Consider the following 18,253-nt stretch of genomic DNA (forward strand, 5'->3'; position numbering starts at 1 on the left):
ATTCAATATATTGCAGTGACTGCGTAGGCCTGATAAGCGTAGCGCATCAGGCAGTTTTGCGTTTGTCAGCAGTCAGAAGCACCTTGTAAAAGGTGCTTAATCGTTTATTTTCCGGCGAACAACTTTGGAATTTCCCGCAGACACCAGGATTTCGCTTCCCCCATACTGTCACGACGCCAGGCCATAATAATATCGATCTCGCTGGTAGATTCCGGGCTGACGACACGCAACCGCCCTTCCGCAATATCTTTTTCGACCATCGGATACGGCATCGTCGCCACGCCAAGCCCCGCCAGTAACGCCTGACGTTTATCTTCAATTGTGCTCACCGTTAAGCGCGGCTGTTTGTCCAGCAGCTGTACGGTCAATACCGGGCGCTCACGAGCGGTATCCGCCACCGCAATACCACGATATTTCACACGCGTCACTTCAGAGAGCGGTTCTGGCTCTTGATGAATCGGGTGATCTGGCGCGGCAACGTAGACGTTCATTAAGGTATAGAGCTTGCGCGAGTTAATCTCCGACGAGGAACGAAAATGCATATCCGGCGCGATAACAATATCCGCGCGCCCCTGCTCCAGCCGTTCCCACGCCCCCGCCAGCACTTCGGTGATGATTGCCAGTTGGGTATTGGCTTTTGCCGCCAGTTTGTCGATTAACGGGAAAAAGGCGGGTGTCGGTACCAGCGCCTCAGTCACAATGGTGAGATGCGTTTCCCAACCGCGCGCGAGGGCTTCCGCATCGGTAGTCAGTTTATCTGCGGCTTCCAGCAAAACGCGCCCTCGCTCCAGCAACATTCGCCCGACATTGGTGAATTTGGTGCGATGGCCCGAGCGGTCAAACAACACCACATCCAGCTCTTCTTCTAGTTTTTGCATGGTGTAGCTAAGTGCGGAAGGCACGCGTCCCAGCTCATCCGCCGCCGCCGCAAAACTGCCCCGGCGATCGATCGCATCCATAACCCGTAGTGCTTCCAGCGTTAATGCCCTTTCTTTGGCCATTTCGTTCTCATTCAGGAAATTTGAACATACCGGGCAGAATATCTGGCTAACAATGTAGCGTCCAGCCCCTTACCATAAAAGGAAGTAAAGAGAGGTCAAGAATTATGATTACTACCCGAACTGCCAGGCAGTGTGGACAAGCAGACTACGGATGGTTGCAGGCCCGGTATACTTTTTCCTTTGGACACTACTTCGACCCGAAATTGTTAGGTTATGCCTCCCTGCGTGTGCTTAACCAGGAAGTTCTGGCCCCAGGTGCCGCCTTCCAGCCGCGTACCTATCCTAAAGTCGATATTTTAAATGTGATTCTGGATGGAGAAGCTGAGTATCGTGACAGCGAAGGCAATCATATTCAGGCCTACGCAGGTGAAGCGTTGCTGCTCTCTACCCAGCCGGGTATCAGCTATAGCGAACACAATCTCAGCAAAGACAAACCGTTAACACGGATGCAGCTTTGGCTGGATGCCTGCCCGCAGCGAGAGAATCCGCTGATTCAAAAACTGGCGCTTGATATGGGCAAGCAGCAATTAATCGCCTCGCCAGAGGGGGCGATGGGAAGCCTGCAGTTGCGCCAGCAAGTGTGGCTGCATCATATCGTGCTAGACAAAGGCGAAAGTGCGAATTTCCAGTTGCATGGGCCACGCGCGTATTTGCAATCGATTCACGGGCAATTTCATGCGCTTACGCATCATGAAGAGAAAGCGGCGCTGACCTGCGGTGATGGGGCGTTTATTCGTGACGAGGCTAACATTACGCTGGTTGCCGATTCCCCACTGCGCGCTTTGCTGATAGATTTGCCTGTCTAGTTGTTTTTACAGGGAGATGAAGATGAGTAAAAAATCGGCCAAAAAGCGTCAGCCGGTGAAGCCCGTGGTGGCGAAGGAACCGGCTCGCACCGCCAATAATTTTGGCTATGAAGAGATGTTGAGCGAACTGGAAGCCATTGTCGCGGATGCTGAAACGCGTTTAGCCGAGGATGAAGCTACCGCGTAAAGACAGGTTGCCGGATGCGGCGTAAACGCCTTATCCGGCCTACAAAACCAGCAACATCAACAAATTGCACAACTCGTAGGCCAAATAAGATGCACCAGCATCGCATCCGACACGATACCCAAAACCAGGTGTTTATCTGGCCTTGCTCGCCATAATCTCGATAATCTGCCGATCCGTTTGCTGCATCGAATGGCTTGCCAGCGCACACAGGTTGGCAATCGACTGCTCAACATCATGCGCCACAATACCTTCATTACCGGTCACAGCGGTATCATCCAGCGCCATTAACACTGCTTTCCACGCAGCCGAAGCACTGGTCGAAACCTTCATCGCGCAGCTGTTGGACGCACCATCGCAAATCATGCCGCTGACATCGCCGATCATACTGCTGATCGCCATCGAGATGGTTTCATAACGCCCATCCACCAGCCATGCCATCCCGGCGGCTGCCCCCATTGCTGCGGTCGTTGCGGCACAAAGCGCAGACAAACGCGGTAACTGGTTATGGATGTAAATCGCGCTCAAATGCGAAAGCATCAGCGCACGCGCCAGCCGTTCATCATCGGCCCCGAAGTGTTCTGCTACCACCACCACAGGCATTGTTGCAGTGATCCCCTGGTTACCCGAGCCGGAGTTACTCATTGCCGGAAGCGTAGCGCCGCCCATACGCGCATCGGATGCCGCGCTGGTACGAATCACAATGGATGAAGAGAGATCTTTCGCCAGCAAACCGCGTGCACACTGTTTCTCCAGCGTCGCGCCAATATGCAGCCCCCAGTTACCGCTCAAGCCTTCCTGCGATAACGCACAATTTAACTTCGCAGAATCGAGAATAAAGCGGATCGCCGCAAACGGCACTTCATTGACGAACTTCAGGATCTCGGCCAGCGTCGTTCTGGAGAGCACCGTCAGTGGCGACTCTTGCTCGCCCTCTGCCACACTGGCCTGCTGGGTAAACACCACGCCATTGTGCGTCTCAATATGCACAATGTTGGTATGCCCGCCAACGATGGTGACACACGCCCACTTCTCACCGCTCCAGACTTTGGCGCGTGAGAAGAGGATTTCATCGCAAGGTTCCTGGATTTTAACCGAGACTTTCCCCGCCGCCAGCAACGCTTTGGCATCGGCAATTGCCTGCGCCGTTGCGTCTTTCAGCACCTCCAGCCCGGCATTGGCATTCCCACCTAACGCGCCCAGCGCCGCCGCAATCGGCAGCCCCACCATTCCCGTGCCAGGAACGGTGACGCCCAGACCGTTCTTCATCAGATTTGGCGAAACCCAGGCTTCTACACGTTCAACCGGACCTTCCAGTTTTGCCGCAGCAACCGCCGCCGCCAGCGCCAGTGAAATCGGTTCAGTACATCCCAGCGCCGGTTTTACTTCCTCCTGAACGGCGAGGATGTAACGCTGCCATAACGGATTTAAAGTCGAATCAAACATATTAAAAACCTTAAAATTTCAGGTAAATCAAGAAAATGCCAGGAACGGAGAAACACAAAGCAACAAACCAGTGACGATAATCAGGTACAGAGACATCCCTTTGTATTTGTGCAATGCCGGTACTTTGTAAACCAGCCACGCCGGGATCAAGCACCCTACCATGCCGAAAATCGGGCTACAGATAGAGGTGAAGCTCAACACCGGTGCGTTCAGTACGATGGCGCTCCAGGCCAGCAAAATGGCGAAAATCATGATGCCGCGCTGAACGAGATTTTCGTTAATCTTCTCGGCGGGCATCTTACGACGCAGGATGTTCATTACGATCCCTTGCGTTGCTTCGCGAAAACCTAAATAGACACCAAAGAATGCAGTCATTACGGCAAAAATATTAAGAATGACGCTAACCACTTTCACCCACGCTGCGCCGTCACCGCTAATAAACTGTGCGGCAATTGCCAGCGCAGAAATATTCTGCTCGTAGGCTTTTACCGCTTCGTCATGTCCCATCGCCAGCGTGAACGACACGGCGTAGAAAAAGACGGTGACAAACAAAATGCCAAACGCGATATTCATTGCCCGCAATGCTTTATGCCGCGCCACTTCAATGGATTTTTCCCGTGAGCGATAAGAGATCACCATCGGGCTTAACGTCTGGATAAACAGAATCGACGTCAGGGTAAACGGCAGCGTAATAATGGCGTTTTTCACCAGCAGCCCCAGCGGCGGCAGCGAACCGACGTTGTACAGATGCCACATTCCGACCATCGACACGCCCAGCGCCGCAACCACCAGCAGCTTAGTCAGCACCATGCCAGTCGAAATTTTGAATAACAATTTCTCGCCGCGTGAGGAGATCGCCACCAGAATGCAAATCAGTACCAGACCATAAAAGGGACTGTCTGACAGCAACCCTTCCGTCACACCGAAGGTATGCAGGTAGGAAGCACTATCGTTGGTGATGGCGGTGGAATAGACGAACATCCAGATCACCAGCATCACGAAATAGAGCGCACCTAACATGATGCCCCAGTTTTTACCTAAATAACCGCTGATGACGCTGGGGTAATCTTTACACTCTGGTGATTCTGCCAGCGTATTAATAAACAACCGCTGAAACAGATACATTGCCGGGTAACCAATCACCGATGAGAGCAAAAATACCCACAATCCCATCAAACCGACCTGCACCGGGAGAAAAACAATCCCCGCGCCAATCGCCATCCCGATACTCATAATCACCCAGCCGGTGTCAGTACTGTCGAATTTGATCGCTTCTCGCCACTCGCTCTCACTCATTCCAGCACGACCTGCCGGGGTCGAAGCGTCTGCAATGACGCCTTTATTCGATGCAATTTCCATAATTTCTCGCTCAATATTTTGTAGGGCTTATTATTTTTTTCCGAGCCGCATCAAGGCGATATGCGGTCTACATTTTTGCAGGCGAGTTATTAGAATAAGGAAATGATACGCGCGAGGTCAGAGAAAATCTTCACAATCAAGACTTTGAAATAACGGAGATGGATAAGAATTTTCTACTAAATTAACCGCAAGAGAATATTCATTCTCTATTTGCGGCAGATCACAAAAAAAGGTGCACATTTGTGCACCCAAGGATGAAAGCTGACAGCAATGTCAGCCGCAGACCACTTTAATGGCCAGTCCTCCGCGTGATGTTTCGCGGTATTTATCGTTCATATCTTTGCCGGTTTCATACATCGTCTCGATCACTTTATCGAGTGAAACACGCGGTGCCGAGGTGCGGCGCATCGCCATCCGCGCAGCGTTTACTGCTTTCACGGCATTAATGGCATTACGTTCAATACATGGGATTTGCACCTGTCCGGCAACCGGATCGCAGGTCAGCCCAAGGTTATGCTCCATAGCAATTTCCGCCGCATTGCATACCTGCGCAGGACTGCCGCCCAGTAGTTCAGTTAACCCTGCCGCCGCCATTGAACAGGCCACGCCAATTTCCCCCTGACAGCCGACTTCCGCGCCAGAGATGGAAGCGTTCATTTTATACAGCGCGCCAATAGCCCCCGCTGCCAGTAGATAGCGGGCAATCGACCGCTCATTTACTGGGCGACGGAACTTATCATAATAAGCCAGCACAGCCGGAATAATGCCGCACGCCCCATTGGTCGGCGCTGTTACTACGCGCCCACCGGCTGCGTTTTCTTCACTCACTGCCAGCGCGTACATGTTGATCCAGTCGATGACGTTCATCGGATCGTTAGAGATGTTATCGCTGGAAACCAGCTGGCGACGCAACGCAACGGCACGACGAGGCACATTAAGCGGTCCTGGCAGCACGCCTTCGGTATTCATCCCGCGTTCAATGCCGTCATGCATCACTTGCCAGATACGGGCAAACCCGGCATCAATTTCCGCTTTGCTGCGCAGCGCCAGCTCGTTGTGCATCATTAGGCCAGAAATAGACAGGCCGTTGTAATCACACATTTTCAGCAGTTCACCTGCTGAGTGAAAATCGTAAGGTACGAGGGTTTCGACATCGTGCGACAGACCGAAGTGTTCTTCTTCAACGATAAATCCGCCACCGACTGAGTAGTAAGTTTTGCTTAATAGCTCTTTCTGCCCATTCCAGGCAGTAATCCGCATCCCGTTCTCATGACGAGGCAACATTTCAGGATGGAAAACAATGTTCTTTGCTACAGGAAAATCAACAACATGCGCCCCAGAAGCCACCGGCAACCGCCCGCTGCGCGTCACTAACTCAATAAATGCAGGGATCTCATCAATAACAACATCCTGCGGACTGTTTCCTGCTAGTCCCATGATGATGGCGACATCCGTGGCATGGCCTTTGCCCGTCAGTGACAACGACCCGTACAGATCGACCATAATATGGCTCGTCGCGGTTAATAAGCCGCTATTTTCCAGCCGATCAATAAAACTTTTCCCGGCATTCATCGGCCCCACGGTATGCGAACTGGAGGGTCCAATCCCAATTTTGAAAATATCGAATGCACTAATCATATCCACACCCTCGGATTGCCGTTCAGTGAAGTGGAGCGGAACGACCTTGCGACCGTCCCGCTCACGAGGCTTTACGCACTACGTACTGCGATGGCTTCAATTTCCAGCTTCACATCTTTCGGCAAACGCGCGACCTGCACACAGCTCCGGGTCGGGTAGGTCGCCTGATGCTCATCGAAGAACTGCTTATAGACTTCATTGATGGTGGCAAAATCATTCAGATCGGTGATGAACACGGTCATCTTGATGATATCACCCACGCTCAGCCCGGCAGCAACCACGATCGCTTTGACGTTTTCGAGGCTTAAACGCGCCTGATCTTGCACATCAGCCGGGATCTCACATGTCTGCGGGCAAACCGGAATTTGCCCGGAGGTGAAGACCATGCTGCCTAAATCAACACCCTGAACATAAGGGCCGATTGCGCCTGGGGCACGTTGCGTTTCGATAATCTTTTTCATACATCCTCCGGCGTCAGAGCGCCTGGGTAAAAGTACGTGAAATAACATCTTGTTGCTGTTCACGGGTCAGTGCGTTGAAGCGCACGGCGTAGCCAGAGACACGGATTGTCAGGTTAGGATATTTTTCCGGGTGCTCGATGGCATCCAGCAGCATTTCCCGATTCATTACGTTGACGTTGAGGTGTTGACCGCCTTCGACATCCGCTTCGTGGTGGAAATACCCATCCAGCAGGCCGACAAGGTTGGTTTTACGTACTGGATCTTCTTTGCCCAACGCCGCCGGGACAATTGAGAAGGTGTACGAGATACCGTCTTTGGCGTAAGTGAACGGCAGTTTCGCCACCGACGTCAGCGAGGCCACGGCACCTTTACGGTCACGACCGTGCATCGGGTTAGCGCCCGGTGCGAACGGTGTTCCGGCGCGACGACCGTCCGGCGTGTTACCGGTTTTCTGCCCGTACACCACGTTAGAAGTGATAGTCAGAATCGACTGGGTAGGGACGGCGTTGCGATAGGTTGGCAGCGCTTTAATTTTCTTCATAAAGCGTTCAACCAGGTCGCAGGCAATACTGTCTACACGCTCATCATTGTTGCCGTACTGCGGATATTCGCCATCGATTTCAAAGTCCACCGCCAGGCCGTTTTCGTCACGGATTGGTTTCACGCGGGCATATTTGATGGCAGACAGGGAGTCCGTCGCCACTGACAGGCCCGCGATGCCACACGCCATAGTGCGATAGACATCACGATCGTGTAGCGCCATCAGCGAAGCTTCGTAGCTGTACTTGTCGTGCATGTAGTGAATGATATTCAGCGCGCTGATGTACTGCACCGCCAGCCAGTCCATAAAGTGGTCGAGGCTGTCCATCACTTTGTCGTAGTCCAACACGTCGTCCATCAGCGGTGCTGTTTTTGGGCCGACCTGAATCTTCAGCTTCTCGTCCACCCCGCCGTTAATTGCGTAGAGCAGCGTTTTCGCCAGGTTAGCGCGTGCACCAAAGAACTGCATTTGCTTACCAATCACCATCGGGCTAACGCAGCAGGCAATCGCGTAATCGTCGCTGTTGAAGTCAGTACGCATCAGATCGTCGTTTTCATACTGCAAGGAAGAGGTGACGATAGACACCTGTGCGGCATATTTTTTGAAGGCGATCGGTAATTCTTCCGACCACAGAATGGTCAGGTTTGGTTCCGGTGCTGGCCCCATAGTGTGCAGGGTGTGCAGATAACGGAAAGAGTTTTTGGTCACCAGCGTACGACCGTCCAGCCCCATCCCACCGATCACTTCCGTCGCCCAGATCGGGTCGCCAGAGAACAGCGAATCAAATTCCGGCGTACGCAGGAAGCGCACCATACGGATCTTCATAATGAAGTGGTCGATCAGTTCTTGTGCCTGCTGTTCATTGAGCACGCCAGCTTTAAAGTCGCGCTCAATGTAGATATCGAGGAACGATGCCGTACGGCCAAGAGACATTGCGCCGCCGTTCTGTGATTTCACTGCCGCCAGGTAAGCGAAGTAGAGCCACTGCACCGCTTCCTGCGCATTCTGCGCCGGACGGGAGATATCAAAACCGTATTTCGCCGCCATTTCCTGAATCTGCAACAGCGCACGACGATGTTCCGCCAGCTCCTCACGCAGACGGATAGTGGCTTCGAGATCTTCGCCTTTTTCCAGACGAGACTGGAGATCGGCAAATTGCAGTTCGCGTTCACGTACCAGATAACTGATGCCGTAAAGCGCTACGCGGCGGTAGTCACCGATAATACGCCCACGACCATAACCGTCTGGCAAACCAGTCAGTACACCCGATTTACGGCAGCGCAGCATATCCGGTGAGTACGCATCAAATACGCCCTGATTATGGGTTTTACGCAGATCGGTAAAGATGTACTCAAATTCACTGTCCATTTCACGGCCATATGCGTGGAATGAACTTTTAATCATATTAATACCGCCGAACGGATGCAGCGCGCGCTTTAATGGTGCATCCGTTTGCAGGCCAACAATTTTTTCCAGCGGCTGGTCAATATATCCCGCATCATGAGCGGTAATGGTGGTGGCAATATTAGTATCGAAATCCAATGGCGCGTGAGTCGCGTTTTCGATACGGATGCCTTCCATTACTTTTTCCCACAATTCTGTGGTGGCTGGCGTCGCTTCGGCGAGAAAAGATTCATCGCCTTCATACGGTGTATAGTTATGTTGAATAAAATCGCGGACATTAATTTCGTTTTTCCAGTCCGTACCTTTAAAGCCAAGCCATGCGTCGGCGTACAGCTTATCGCTGGTATCAATATCTACCTTCATGAAAAATAATCTCTCTACAATACTTCAACTAAATTATGCAAATTCTGCGGGCGCGTTAACTTTGCCTAAATGAATGGCATCCAAAGCAATCATTTTTTCTTCGTTAGTCGGAATAACGGCGCAAATGACACGCGCATTTTCACTGGAAACAATTCGCTCACCAAAGGAGTTAGAGCGATTATTCATTTCTGTATCAATCTCTACGCCTAATACAGCCAAATGTTCCATGACCAGACGACGAATTAAACTTGAATTTTCTCCTATTCCGCCGGTGAATATAATTCCATCCAGGCGACGTAATGAGGCTGCGTGTCCGGCAATATGACGGGCAATTCGGTGAACAAAGGTTTTAATTGCCAGTTGCGCGCGTTCGTGACCTTCATGCCAGGCTTTTTCCAGAACACGTAAATCCGAAGAAAGACCGGAAATACCTAATAATCCCGACTCTTTATTCACTACGCGTTCCAGGTCACCCAGGCTCTGGTTGGTTTGGCTGGCGACCCAGGACATCGCCCCGAAGTCGACATCACCACTGCGGGTACCCATCATCAAGCCTTCCAGCGGCGTCATTCCCATTGAAGTGTCAACACTCTGACCGTTGCGAACTGCGCAGATTGACGCGCCATTGCCAAGATGCGCCACGACCAGGCCGGAGTCATCTTCCGCCAGATTCAGCAAAGAATGCGCGCGCTGGGAAACGTAGCGGTGCGACGTGCCGTGGAAACCATAACGGCGTACACCTAACTCTTCATAATATTTCCACGGCAGGCCGTATAAATAAGCTTCCGGAGCCATCGTCTGGTGGAAACTGGTATCAAATACCGCCACCTGAGTTACGCCCGGGAATAATTGCTGCGCCGATTCAATACCACTTAAATTGGCGTAATTATGCAGGGGTGCCAGTGGAGAAACGCGACGGATATTATCAATGACTTCATCGGTAATAATGGCGGACTCGGTAAAAATACTGCCGCCGTGAGCGATGCGGTGGCCAATTAAGGCCACGCAGTCATTTAAATTCCGTTTTTCCAGTTCAAATGCAATTGCCTTCAATGCACCTTCGTAGCTGTGGTGAGCCAGCGGTGCTGGCTCTCCCCCATTTACGGATAAGAATGCATTTTCCGAGTTAATACCGTCGGCAATACCTGACATTAATACTTCACAGTCGCTGGCATCGAGCACGGAAAACTTAATCGAAGACGAACCACAGTTAATAACCAAAACAACCGGAAATTCATTCATCTCTTTTCTCATCCTGAGTTACGGATTAAAACAGTTTGTATACGATGTTCAGGATGGTCAGCAGACCAATCACGGTAACAAACACGTTATCCAGACGACCACGGTATTTCGCCAGAGACGGCGCTTTACGGATGGCATACATCGGCAACAGGCACAGCAGTGATGCGATAATCGGTGCGCCCATGGCTTCAATCAGGTCGAGGATGTTCGGGTTGGCGTAGGCAACAACCCAGGTGGAGCCCATGATGAAAATCATGCTGAGAGTATTCAGTTTACCCAGCGACACTTTGGTTTTGTCACCTTTATAACCGAACTTCAGAATCAAACCATTCAGGCCTTCCAGCGTCCCCAGATAGTGACCGAAGAAAGATTTGAAAATAGCCACGAGTGCGATAATGGAAGCTGCATATTCCAGTGTAATTGCAAACGTTGTTTTGGTACCGGTCATGGACGCAAAGTGGTTAGCCAGATAAGAAAGCACTGGAATATTCTGCGCTTTCGCTTCAGCCATATTCGCCGGAGACAGCGTAAACAGGCAGCTAAAGGCAAAGAACATCACCACTGCAACCATCAGCATACTGGCGCGAGAGATGATTTGTGAACATTTACGCTCGGTGAAATCGCGACCAAAATCTTTCTCATACTCTTCACGTTTAGAAACCACGAAGGAAGAGACGATTGGCGAGAAGTTAAAGGAGAAAACCATGATGGAAATCCCCAGCCAGACAGTGATCAGGATACCGTCATGACCGGTTAACGACAGCGAACCGAGGTCAACCTGGTCGATAACTGCAGAGTTCCAGTAAGGGATCAGCGACAGAGAAATCAGCACCAGGCTGGCGATAAACGGCCATACCAGGTAGCTCATCACTTTAACCATCAAATCCTTACCAAACCAGATGACGAAAGCCATCAGCAGCAACAGGAACAGCGCCACAAAGCCGCGATTCAGCGGTGCAAAGCCGAGCTGGTTTTCCCAGAACGTCATAAAGGTATTGGTAATAGTAACGCCATAAATCCACAGCAGTGGGCAAATCGCGAAGAAGTACAGGAACGTGATAACCACGCCGCCAGTTTTACCAAAATGCTCTTCCACCGTTTCCGTAATGTTGCCGGAAGGGTTAGAGCCAGAAAGACACAGACGCGCCAGCGCCCGGTGGCAATAAAATGCAATGGGGTATGCCAATACCAACATCAGAAGAATCGGGATCAGTCCGCCAAAACCTGCGCGGATAGGGAAGAACAGCACCCCGGCGCCGATTGCCGTACCAAACAAGCCTAACGTCCATGTGGTATCTGATTTACGCCAGGACGATTGTTTTGTCTGGCTGGATACAATGCTATCTGAAGTACTCATATCCTATCCTCAACGAATTAATTAAGCGTCAACGAAACCGGTGATTTGAGAGACGCGAGAAAGATCGATATTGCCGCCGGAAATAATACTGACGGTTTTTCTGTTTTGAATATATTGGTCTAATTTACCGCTTAATAATGCAGCACATGCCAGAGCGCCTGCGCCTTCGGTGACGACTTTATTGCGCTGAATTAAGGCAATCATACTGTTTCTGATTTCGTCTTCGCTGACCAGCACGATGTCATCGACTAATTCACGAACGATTTCGTAAGTTAAATTACCCGGGCGGGCGACATCACAACCATCCGCCAGGGTGCCGGTAGTTCGGTGCGTGGTTATTTCTCCGGAGTGGAAAGAAGCCGCCATGCCGTGAACGTTTTCTGACTGTACACCAATAACACGAATAGTCGGGTTAATTGATTTAATCGCTACCGCAATACCAGCAATTAAACCGCCACCGCCAATTGGCACAATCACGTTATCGACATCATAGAGATCTTCCATAATTTCCAGACCAATCGTTCCCTGACCGGCAATCACTTTCGGATCATCATAAGGTGGGATAAAAATACGGCCTTCCATTTCGACAATTTCGCTCACTTTAGCGATAGTGTCGTTGAAGTTATCACCATGCAAAACAACTTCAGCGGAGTAGTCGCACGTTGCCGCTACTTTGGATTTCGGCGCGCCTTTTGGCATCACCACTTTACCGTCGATACCCAGCATCGCGCAGGAGAGCGAAACCCCTTGCGCATGGTTGCCCGCAGAGCAGGCCACTACACCTTTACGTTTTTCCGCATCGGTCAGTGAACTTAATTTATTAAATGCGCCACGAATTTTAAATGAACCGGTACGCTGCATGTTTTCGAATTTGAGGAATATTTCACCTTTGCAACGTTCACTAAAATAGTTGGAGCGAGGCATGCCTGTTTTATAAATTCGCCCAGCCAGTCGTTGTTTTGCTTCAATGATGTCATCAATAGCAACCGGGAGATCGTATGTAATATGCATTATAAAACCTCTTAGCCTGAATTAAATATGTAGGTAACCGTAACCGACACCTGCAAAACAGACAGGTGGATTATTTATGTTTAAATAAAAAAATAACTAACCAACTTCTATTAATTGCCTTCGTCTACACCCATTATAAGATGAATACTCTTTGGCTAATTCCACCAAAACCGATGCTGCTTTTTTAATACGATAATTTTTCGACCATACCGCGGCATATTGTGCCACAGGTAATGTTTCTTCAACCGGAATAGTAATAAATTGATTAGAACCAAAAGGTGAAGTCATATCACAAGGAATTACAGTTAAGAAATCAGCATTGAGAACAAGATTATAAATTGTCACGACTGAGTCGGTTTTAACGATGTTTTCAATACTGATGCCATTTCTTTGTAACGTGGTGAGCAGCTCGCTGTAGTACCCCATATTGGTTTGTGGCAACACCCACTGTTCGTTCTTCAACGACTCCAGCGTGGTGGTGCCGGTGCATGTTCGGGACTTACTGGCTACCAACACAAACTCGGACTCGAACAGCGGCTCAACATGTAAATCCTGAAGCTTCATTTCTGCGCTTAACGTACCAATCGCAAAATCCAGTCGACCGTCGCGGATTGCCGGTAAGAACGAAGACAGTTGCGCTTCATACATAGAAACCTGCGCTTTCGGAAACACCTCTTTGAACTTGTTGATCATCCCGGACATAAAAGTAAAACCAATCAATGAAGGAAAACCGAATGAGACTTCCACCACCGCCTCAGAAGACATACCGCTTATCTCATTAACCATATTTTTCATTTCACGGGTAATGGATTCGGAACGGGAGAGTAACAATTGACCGGCAGGTGTTAATGTTACACCGGTATTTTTCCGCACCACTAATTCCACACCAAAATAATCTTCAATATCGTTAATGATTTTACTGACGGCGGGTTGAGTTAACCCTAATTCTTTTGCAGCCGAGCCGATAGAGCCACTTCTAATGACTTCCTGAAAGACTACCAGATGCTGCGTTTTCGGAAGAAGAATAGTGCTCATAACTACCTACGTTAATAACCTCATTGACGGCATGAAGTGTATCAAAATGAAATGAACAGGATGTGTGCGACCACTCACAAATTAACTTTCAATACTTTTCTGGATATCACTGCATCAATTAAATGCTTTTATATATCAATAAGTTAAAGTATATAAATCAGCATAAACCCTGATTTTTGTCAAAAAAAATGACAGGGATAACCATATTTTATGGCGATAACATCATTCGTTATGTGGTTAATAAAAAAAAGCAGCTGCGACCATATTTCAAGCAATTAGCGGATAATTACCAGGCAAATTTTGAGTTAAATTTTATGAGCAAGTTATCAAATTTTATTATAAATAAATCATTTTCAGCGATAAATAATGCGGCACGTCACATTTTTTCTCGCTATTTGTTGGAGGGCAAACATTTATTTTATCAATGTTTTAAAATTTCGAATACAGATATTGATCATCTCGAACAATTGATTAACATCAACTTTCACCCTTCTTACAGGACGTCATTTTGTGAATGCAATCGTTTCCCCTCGTTTCTACTGTCACCATAGTTACTAAATAGCATTTTGTGTTGATGATCACAAAACGAATAATTGATGTTCATCGCTATACGATCAGAATAAGAGAACAAGGAGGATTTTCGTTGTGCTTTACATCGTTGTAGACCACAGAATTTTGCTTCGTTGACTGTAATGCCGGGTAATTGAGCGTTTTTTGATAGTTGTGAGCGAACCGTGCAAGGAAAATAAGCATTGATTATTGTTTGTCATGATGACAAGGCAGGCATCAATGAAAGGTTATTCGGTTTCACATTTTTTACCCCCTTCGATACCACCAATGTACGAAACTGTTAACACTTATAATAGAAACATTGATTATTGGAAGGTAAAAATAAAATTTGCCGAGATTATATCGACAAATGACGTTAATGAAGTTTACAGCATAAGCAATGAATTGCGGAGAATATTATCTGCGATTACTGCATTGAATGTCTATAAAGGTGATGTTTCTTCTGTAATGATCCGAATCCAACCGGAAAATAGAAGTCCATTCATCATAGATATTTCTACAGGAGTAAATGATGATTATATAATACAAACTTTAGATGTAGGCACATTTTCACCTTTTGGCGAAAAATGTACTTGTTCAGCCATCAATAGAAAAGATCTGGAGTGTATCAAGGAGACAATTTTTAAGTTTTGCGCAAAGTTCACGCAAAAAGAAGTTATCTTAACGGAATTTAATCATTTTAATAAAACTGACAATGTTTCAGATTGTTGGCAAATTCTCTTTTTTTCACCAGATCATTTTAATCATGATTCTCATTGATTATTTAAAAAGGATAAAATAATGTTCCCGGTTTCATCAATAGGTAATGACTTAGGTAATAATTTAGTATGTATAAAAATGAATGACCTTCCTGAAAACCCCATAATAAATGACCTCAAAGCACTAGCACCAGGTGTAGTAAAACTAATACAGACTTCTAAACAAATGGTCACGTTAATCAGCGCGTTGCAACCTGGTGGGACATGTATTATCGATGGTGATTTCCAACAAGAATTAGCATACTTAAAAAATGTAATACTTTATAATGACTCGTCTCTTCGCATAGACTTTTTAGGTTATAATGCCCAAATAACGCAACGATCAGACAATACTTGCGAACTTATAATTTGTGAACCGTTAAATAACAAAAAAATTTCAACAGACATCATGAACATAAATTGTTCATTAAAGGAAATTTATAATGAAATCAGAAGACTAAATGTAATCTTTAGCTCTGGAGCAGGCGACGTAATAGATTTATCCTATCTGGACTTGCATAACGTCGATTTAACTGGTTATGATTTTTCAAATAAACATATGGCTTACGCGACTTTAGATCCCTTTACATTGTTTGCAACAAAGTTTACTAAAACCAATATGTACAATATAAATTTTATGCGTTCGACACACAATGGTACTATCTCATGGAATTCTTTATTAAAAATCACCCCAGCGTTAACAAGTATCAGCGATGATTATTCCAGAGAAAAAATCGACTTTGTCGAAAGTTGTTTAAATGAGCTTGGAGATTTAACCGAAGATCAATTAAAAATCATGAGATATGCGATTATAAAATCCATACCAACAGCAAATATAACAGACAAATTAGAAAAAGAATTAACAAAAAGCATATATAAAAACTCCTCAAAAATTAATAATTATTTGAGCAAAGTTAAATTACCAGAGATGAAAAACTTCTCCTTAGAAAAAGCATATGATTACATCGACAAAATTATTGAAGAATATGATTGCGTCAAAAAAAATGATTACCAAACCGATCCAGAAATTAATTATACTGTCGATTACAACCTGGATTACACTAACTCAAACGACTTGCTTTCAGATAATAGCCTGGAGGAAGAGAGAGATTCTGTTGACAATTCCTTTTCGGACGATGAATTTAGCTTCAACGAGTGTCGTTTTATTAGCAAAGAATATACGTATGATTACGATCTTTTAAATGAAATATAAATGTAATGATTTCTTACAAAGTCTATTATTAATAGCTTAGATATTCGTTCATCTTTCCGTCTGCACCAAAAGTAAAAGCTTGCCGAAGCAGGTTCGAGACTGATGATAAACACAAAATTGCCTGAGGCGCTACGCTTATCAGGCCTACATTGCCTCTGTGCAATATATTGAATTTTCGTTGTTTTGTAGGCCAGATAAGACGTTCATCTTTCCGACCACCCTCCTCAAAAGCAAAAACCCGCCAGTTTACGCTGGCGGGTTTTCGTTAAAATAGGTGAAACTGACCGATAAGCCGGGTTCTGTCGTGGACAGTCATTCATCTAGGCCAGCAATCGCTCACTGGCTCAAGCAGCCTACCCGGGTTCAGTACGGGCCGTACCTTATGAACCCCTATTTGGCCTTGCTCCGGGTGGAGTTTACCGTGCCACGGACTGTTACCAGCCGCGCGGTGCGCTCTTACCGCACCCTTTCACCCTTACCTGATCCCGCTTGCGCGGGCCATCGGCGGTTTGCTCTCTGTTGCACTGGTCGTGGGTTTCCCCCCCAGGCGTTACCTGGCACCCTGCCCTATGGAGCCCGGACTTTCCTCCCCTCCGCCCGTCTCCCCCGAAGAGGACGACGACGAAGCGGCGACTGTCTGGTCAGCTTCGGCGCGCAGTATAGAGGGTTTGCGCGCCCTTGTCACCCCGCGTTGCGCATTCCAATCGCCAGTGTCGCGGCGATATTACGTGAAGCACGGTAAATATTGTCATAAGCCCCGCGGAATGCTTCGTCCAACGTACCAATACTGGTCAATACGCTGAAGACCGCATCAATGCCATGCTGATGTACAACGCCAACATCATTGGTCAGGCTACCCGCAATGCCAATCACCGGTTTATGGTACTTTTTCGCCACGTTTGCGACGCCAATCGGAACCTTGCCGTGTATACTCTGGCTGTCAATACGCCCTTCACCGGTGATCACCAGCGTACAATCGTGAATATGTTCCTCCAGATTCAGCGCCGTCGTGACGATTTCAATACCACTTTTCAGTTCCGCACCAAGAAACGCCATCAGCGCCGCGCCCATACCGCCCGCAGCTCCTGCGCCGGGGACATCTTTCACATCAACATGCAGCGCTTTTTTAATGACATCGGCATAGTGAGAGAGGTTATTGTCCAGCTCGACAATCATCGCTTCACTGGCTCCCTTTTGTGGGCCAAAGATGCGCGATGCGCCGTTATCGCCCACCAGCGGATTGGTGACATCACAAGCGACGCGAATAGCACAATATTTTAAGCGCGGATCGAGGCCGGAAATATCAATATCATTCAGAGTATTAAGGCTACCGCCGCCAAAACCAATTTCATTGCCGTTGGCATCGCATAATTTCGCCCCCAGCGCCTGCACCATGCCTGCGCCGCCGTCGTTGGTGGCGCTGCCGCCAATGCCGATAATAATGTTTGTCGCGCCGCTCTCCAGCGCCTGCAGGATTAATTCGCCAGTACCGCGTGAAGTGGTCACAAGTGGATCGCGTTTTTCCGCAGGTACCAGTTCCAGCCCACTGGCCGCCGCCATTTCGATAAACGCGGTTTTGCCATCGCCGGAGATCCCCCAACTGGCATTCACTTTCTCGCCCAGCGGCCCTGTAACCCAGGCGTGACGTTCAGCCCCCTGGGTGGCTGCAATCATGGCTTCCACCGTTCCTTCACCACCGTCGGCAACCGGAACGGAAACATACTGTGCATCAGGAAAAATTTCCCGAAATCCTTTTTCTATCGCCTGCGCAACCTCGCTGGCAGATAAACTTTCTTTATAAGAGTCTGGGGCGATTACGATTTTCATACCTATGCCTGTTACCACATGACGCCGGAGGGCGTTTCTCTTATTCGGCCTGGATTCC

The 18,253-nt window shown here is 48.2% G+C and carries 16 protein-coding genes and 1 other RNA gene; 5 read left to right on the plus strand and 12 right to left on the minus strand.

Annotation, left to right across the window (positions count from 1 at the left end):
• Nucleotides 1–104 precede the first annotated feature (104 nt).
• The gene (yhaJ, locus tag FQZ95_RS06790; RefSeq protein WP_001041008.1) at nt 105–1,001 is read right to left on the minus strand and encodes a DNA-binding transcriptional regulator YhaJ; all 897 of its coding nucleotides are present in this window, start codon (nt 999–1,001) and stop codon (nt 105–107) included.
• Between the two features lie 104 nt (nt 1,002–1,105).
• Between yhaJ and FQZ95_RS06795 the strand changes: the two genes are divergently transcribed.
• Nucleotides 1,106–1,807 carry a pirin family protein gene (locus tag FQZ95_RS06795; RefSeq protein WP_000633563.1) on the plus strand — a complete coding sequence of 234 codons (702 nt, stop codon included), beginning with the start codon at nt 1,106–1,108 and terminating at the stop codon, nt 1,805–1,807.
• Between the two features lie 22 nt (nt 1,808–1,829).
• Nucleotides 1,830–1,994: a protein YhaL gene (yhaL, locus tag FQZ95_RS06800; RefSeq protein ID WP_001306007.1), complete on the plus strand. Its 165-nt coding sequence runs from the start codon at nt 1,830–1,832 to the stop codon at nt 1,992–1,994.
• Between the two features lie 132 nt (nt 1,995–2,126).
• Here the strand turns inward: yhaL and cyuA are convergent, their stop codons facing one another.
• The 9 genes from cyuA to tdcA all read right to left on the minus strand — a co-directional run bounded on the left by cyuA (nt 2,127) and on the right by tdcA (nt 13,848).
• A complete protein-coding gene (gene cyuA, locus FQZ95_RS06805) occupies nt 2,127–3,437 on the minus strand; it encodes a cysteine desulfidase (RefSeq protein ID WP_032185172.1) in 1,311 nt (436 codons plus the stop codon).
• 27 nt (nt 3,438–3,464) lie between these two features.
• A complete protein-coding gene (locus FQZ95_RS06810; RefSeq protein WP_032185173.1) occupies nt 3,465–4,796 on the minus strand; it encodes an amino acid permease in 1,332 nt (443 codons plus the stop codon).
• Between the two features lie 273 nt (nt 4,797–5,069).
• Complete coding sequence (tdcG, locus tag FQZ95_RS06815) at nt 5,070–6,434, minus strand: L-serine ammonia-lyase (RefSeq protein WP_000622095.1); 1,365 nt, start codon at nt 6,432–6,434, stop codon at nt 5,070–5,072.
• A gap of 71 nt (nt 6,435–6,505) precedes the next feature.
• Nucleotides 6,506–6,895 carry an enamine/imine deaminase gene (locus tag FQZ95_RS06820; RefSeq protein ID WP_032185174.1) on the minus strand — a complete coding sequence of 130 codons (390 nt, stop codon included), beginning with the start codon at nt 6,893–6,895 and terminating at the stop codon, nt 6,506–6,508.
• Nucleotides 6,896–6,908: 13 nt separating this feature from the next.
• A complete protein-coding gene (tdcE, locus tag FQZ95_RS06825) occupies nt 6,909–9,203 on the minus strand; it encodes a 2-ketobutyrate formate-lyase/pyruvate formate-lyase (protein WP_032185175.1) in 2,295 nt (764 codons plus the stop codon).
• A 33-nt stretch (nt 9,204–9,236) separates the two neighbouring features.
• Entirely contained in the window at nt 9,237–10,445 is a 1,209-nt protein-coding gene (tdcD, locus tag FQZ95_RS06830) for a propionate kinase (RefSeq protein WP_032185176.1), read from the minus strand.
• Nucleotides 10,446–10,470: 25 nt separating this feature from the next.
• On the minus strand, nt 10,471–11,802 hold the full coding sequence (tdcC, locus tag FQZ95_RS06835; RefSeq protein WP_000107721.1) for a threonine/serine transporter TdcC: 1,332 nt from the start codon (nt 11,800–11,802) through the stop codon (nt 10,471–10,473).
• Between the two features lie 21 nt (nt 11,803–11,823).
• On the minus strand, nt 11,824–12,813 hold the full coding sequence (gene tdcB / locus FQZ95_RS06840) for a bifunctional threonine ammonia-lyase/L-serine ammonia-lyase TdcB (protein ID WP_000548345.1): 990 nt from the start codon (nt 12,811–12,813) through the stop codon (nt 11,824–11,826).
• A 96-nt stretch (nt 12,814–12,909) separates the two neighbouring features.
• Nucleotides 12,910–13,848 carry a transcriptional regulator TdcA gene (gene tdcA / locus FQZ95_RS06845; RefSeq protein WP_000104211.1) on the minus strand — a complete coding sequence of 313 codons (939 nt, stop codon included), beginning with the start codon at nt 13,846–13,848 and terminating at the stop codon, nt 12,910–12,912.
• A gap of 314 nt (nt 13,849–14,162) precedes the next feature.
• Between tdcA and tdcR the strand changes: the two genes are divergently transcribed.
• The 3 genes from tdcR (at nt 14,163) to FQZ95_RS06860 (ending at nt 16,368) form a co-directional block, all read left to right on the plus strand.
• Nucleotides 14,163–14,399 (plus strand): transcriptional activator TdcR, encoded by a 237-nt coding sequence (tdcR, locus tag FQZ95_RS06850; RefSeq protein ID WP_050009867.1) that lies wholly within the window; start codon nt 14,163–14,165, stop codon nt 14,397–14,399.
• A 238-nt stretch (nt 14,400–14,637) separates the two neighbouring features.
• On the plus strand, nt 14,638–15,177 hold the full coding sequence (locus tag FQZ95_RS06855; protein ID WP_088541802.1) for a hypothetical protein: 540 nt from the start codon (nt 14,638–14,640) through the stop codon (nt 15,175–15,177).
• A 21-nt stretch (nt 15,178–15,198) separates the two neighbouring features.
• Complete coding sequence (locus tag FQZ95_RS06860) at nt 15,199–16,368, plus strand: hypothetical protein (RefSeq protein ID WP_088541782.1); 1,170 nt, start codon at nt 15,199–15,201, stop codon at nt 16,366–16,368.
• A gap of 272 nt (nt 16,369–16,640) precedes the next feature.
• On the opposite strand, the gene rnpB is transcribed toward FQZ95_RS06860, so the two are convergent.
• Together rnpB and garK are read right to left on the minus strand one after the other, a co-directional pair.
• An RNA gene (gene rnpB / locus FQZ95_RS06865) (RNase P RNA component class A) lies at nt 16,641–17,017 on the minus strand.
• A 32-nt stretch (nt 17,018–17,049) separates the two neighbouring features.
• The gene (gene garK, locus FQZ95_RS06870) at nt 17,050–18,195 is read right to left on the minus strand and encodes a glycerate 2-kinase (RefSeq protein WP_088541783.1); all 1,146 of its coding nucleotides are present in this window, start codon (nt 18,193–18,195) and stop codon (nt 17,050–17,052) included.
• Nucleotides 18,196–18,253: the final 58 nt, after the last annotated feature.

It is taken from the genome of Escherichia sp. HH41S (genome assembly GCF_009820115.1).
GTDB lineage: Bacteria > Pseudomonadota > Gammaproteobacteria > Enterobacterales > Enterobacteriaceae > Escherichia > Escherichia coli_F.

Coding starts and splice junctions, on each gene's coding strand:
- yhaJ (WP_001041008.1), bottom strand. CDS start 1,001: ATGGCCAAAGAAAGGGCATTAACGCTGGAAGCACTACGGGTTATGGAT.
- FQZ95_RS06795 (WP_000633563.1), top strand. CDS start 1,106: ATGATTACTACCCGAACTGCCAGGCAGTGTGGACAAGCAGACTACGGA.
- yhaL (WP_001306007.1), top strand. CDS start 1,830: ATGAGTAAAAAATCGGCCAAAAAGCGTCAGCCGGTGAAGCCCGTGGTG.
- cyuA (WP_032185172.1), bottom strand. CDS start 3,437: ATGTTTGATTCGACTTTAAATCCGTTATGGCAGCGTTACATCCTCGCC.
- FQZ95_RS06810 (WP_032185173.1), bottom strand. CDS start 4,796: ATGGAAATTGCATCGAATAAAGGCGTCATTGCAGACGCTTCGACCCCG.
- tdcG (WP_000622095.1), bottom strand. CDS start 6,434: ATGATTAGTGCATTCGATATTTTCAAAATTGGGATTGGACCCTCCAGT.
- FQZ95_RS06820 (WP_032185174.1), bottom strand. CDS start 6,895: ATGAAAAAGATTATCGAAACGCAACGTGCCCCAGGCGCAATCGGCCCT.
- tdcE (WP_032185175.1), bottom strand. CDS start 9,203: ATGAAGGTAGATATTGATACCAGCGATAAGCTGTACGCCGACGCATGG.
- tdcD (WP_032185176.1), bottom strand. CDS start 10,445: ATGAATGAATTTCCGGTTGTTTTGGTTATTAACTGTGGTTCGTCTTCG.
- tdcC (WP_000107721.1), bottom strand. CDS start 11,802: ATGAGTACTTCAGATAGCATTGTATCCAGCCAGACAAAACAATCGTCC.
- tdcB (WP_000548345.1), bottom strand. CDS start 12,813: ATGCATATTACATACGATCTCCCGGTTGCTATTGATGACATCATTGAA.
- tdcA (WP_000104211.1), bottom strand. CDS start 13,848: ATGAGCACTATTCTTCTTCCGAAAACGCAGCATCTGGTAGTCTTTCAG.
- tdcR (WP_050009867.1), top strand. CDS start 14,163: ATGAGCAAGTTATCAAATTTTATTATAAATAAATCATTTTCAGCGATA.
- FQZ95_RS06855 (WP_088541802.1), top strand. CDS start 14,638: ATGAAAGGTTATTCGGTTTCACATTTTTTACCCCCTTCGATACCACCA.
- FQZ95_RS06860 (WP_088541782.1), top strand. CDS start 15,199: ATGTTCCCGGTTTCATCAATAGGTAATGACTTAGGTAATAATTTAGTA.
- garK (WP_088541783.1), bottom strand. CDS start 18,195: ATGAAAATCGTAATCGCCCCAGACTCTTATAAAGAAAGTTTATCTGCC.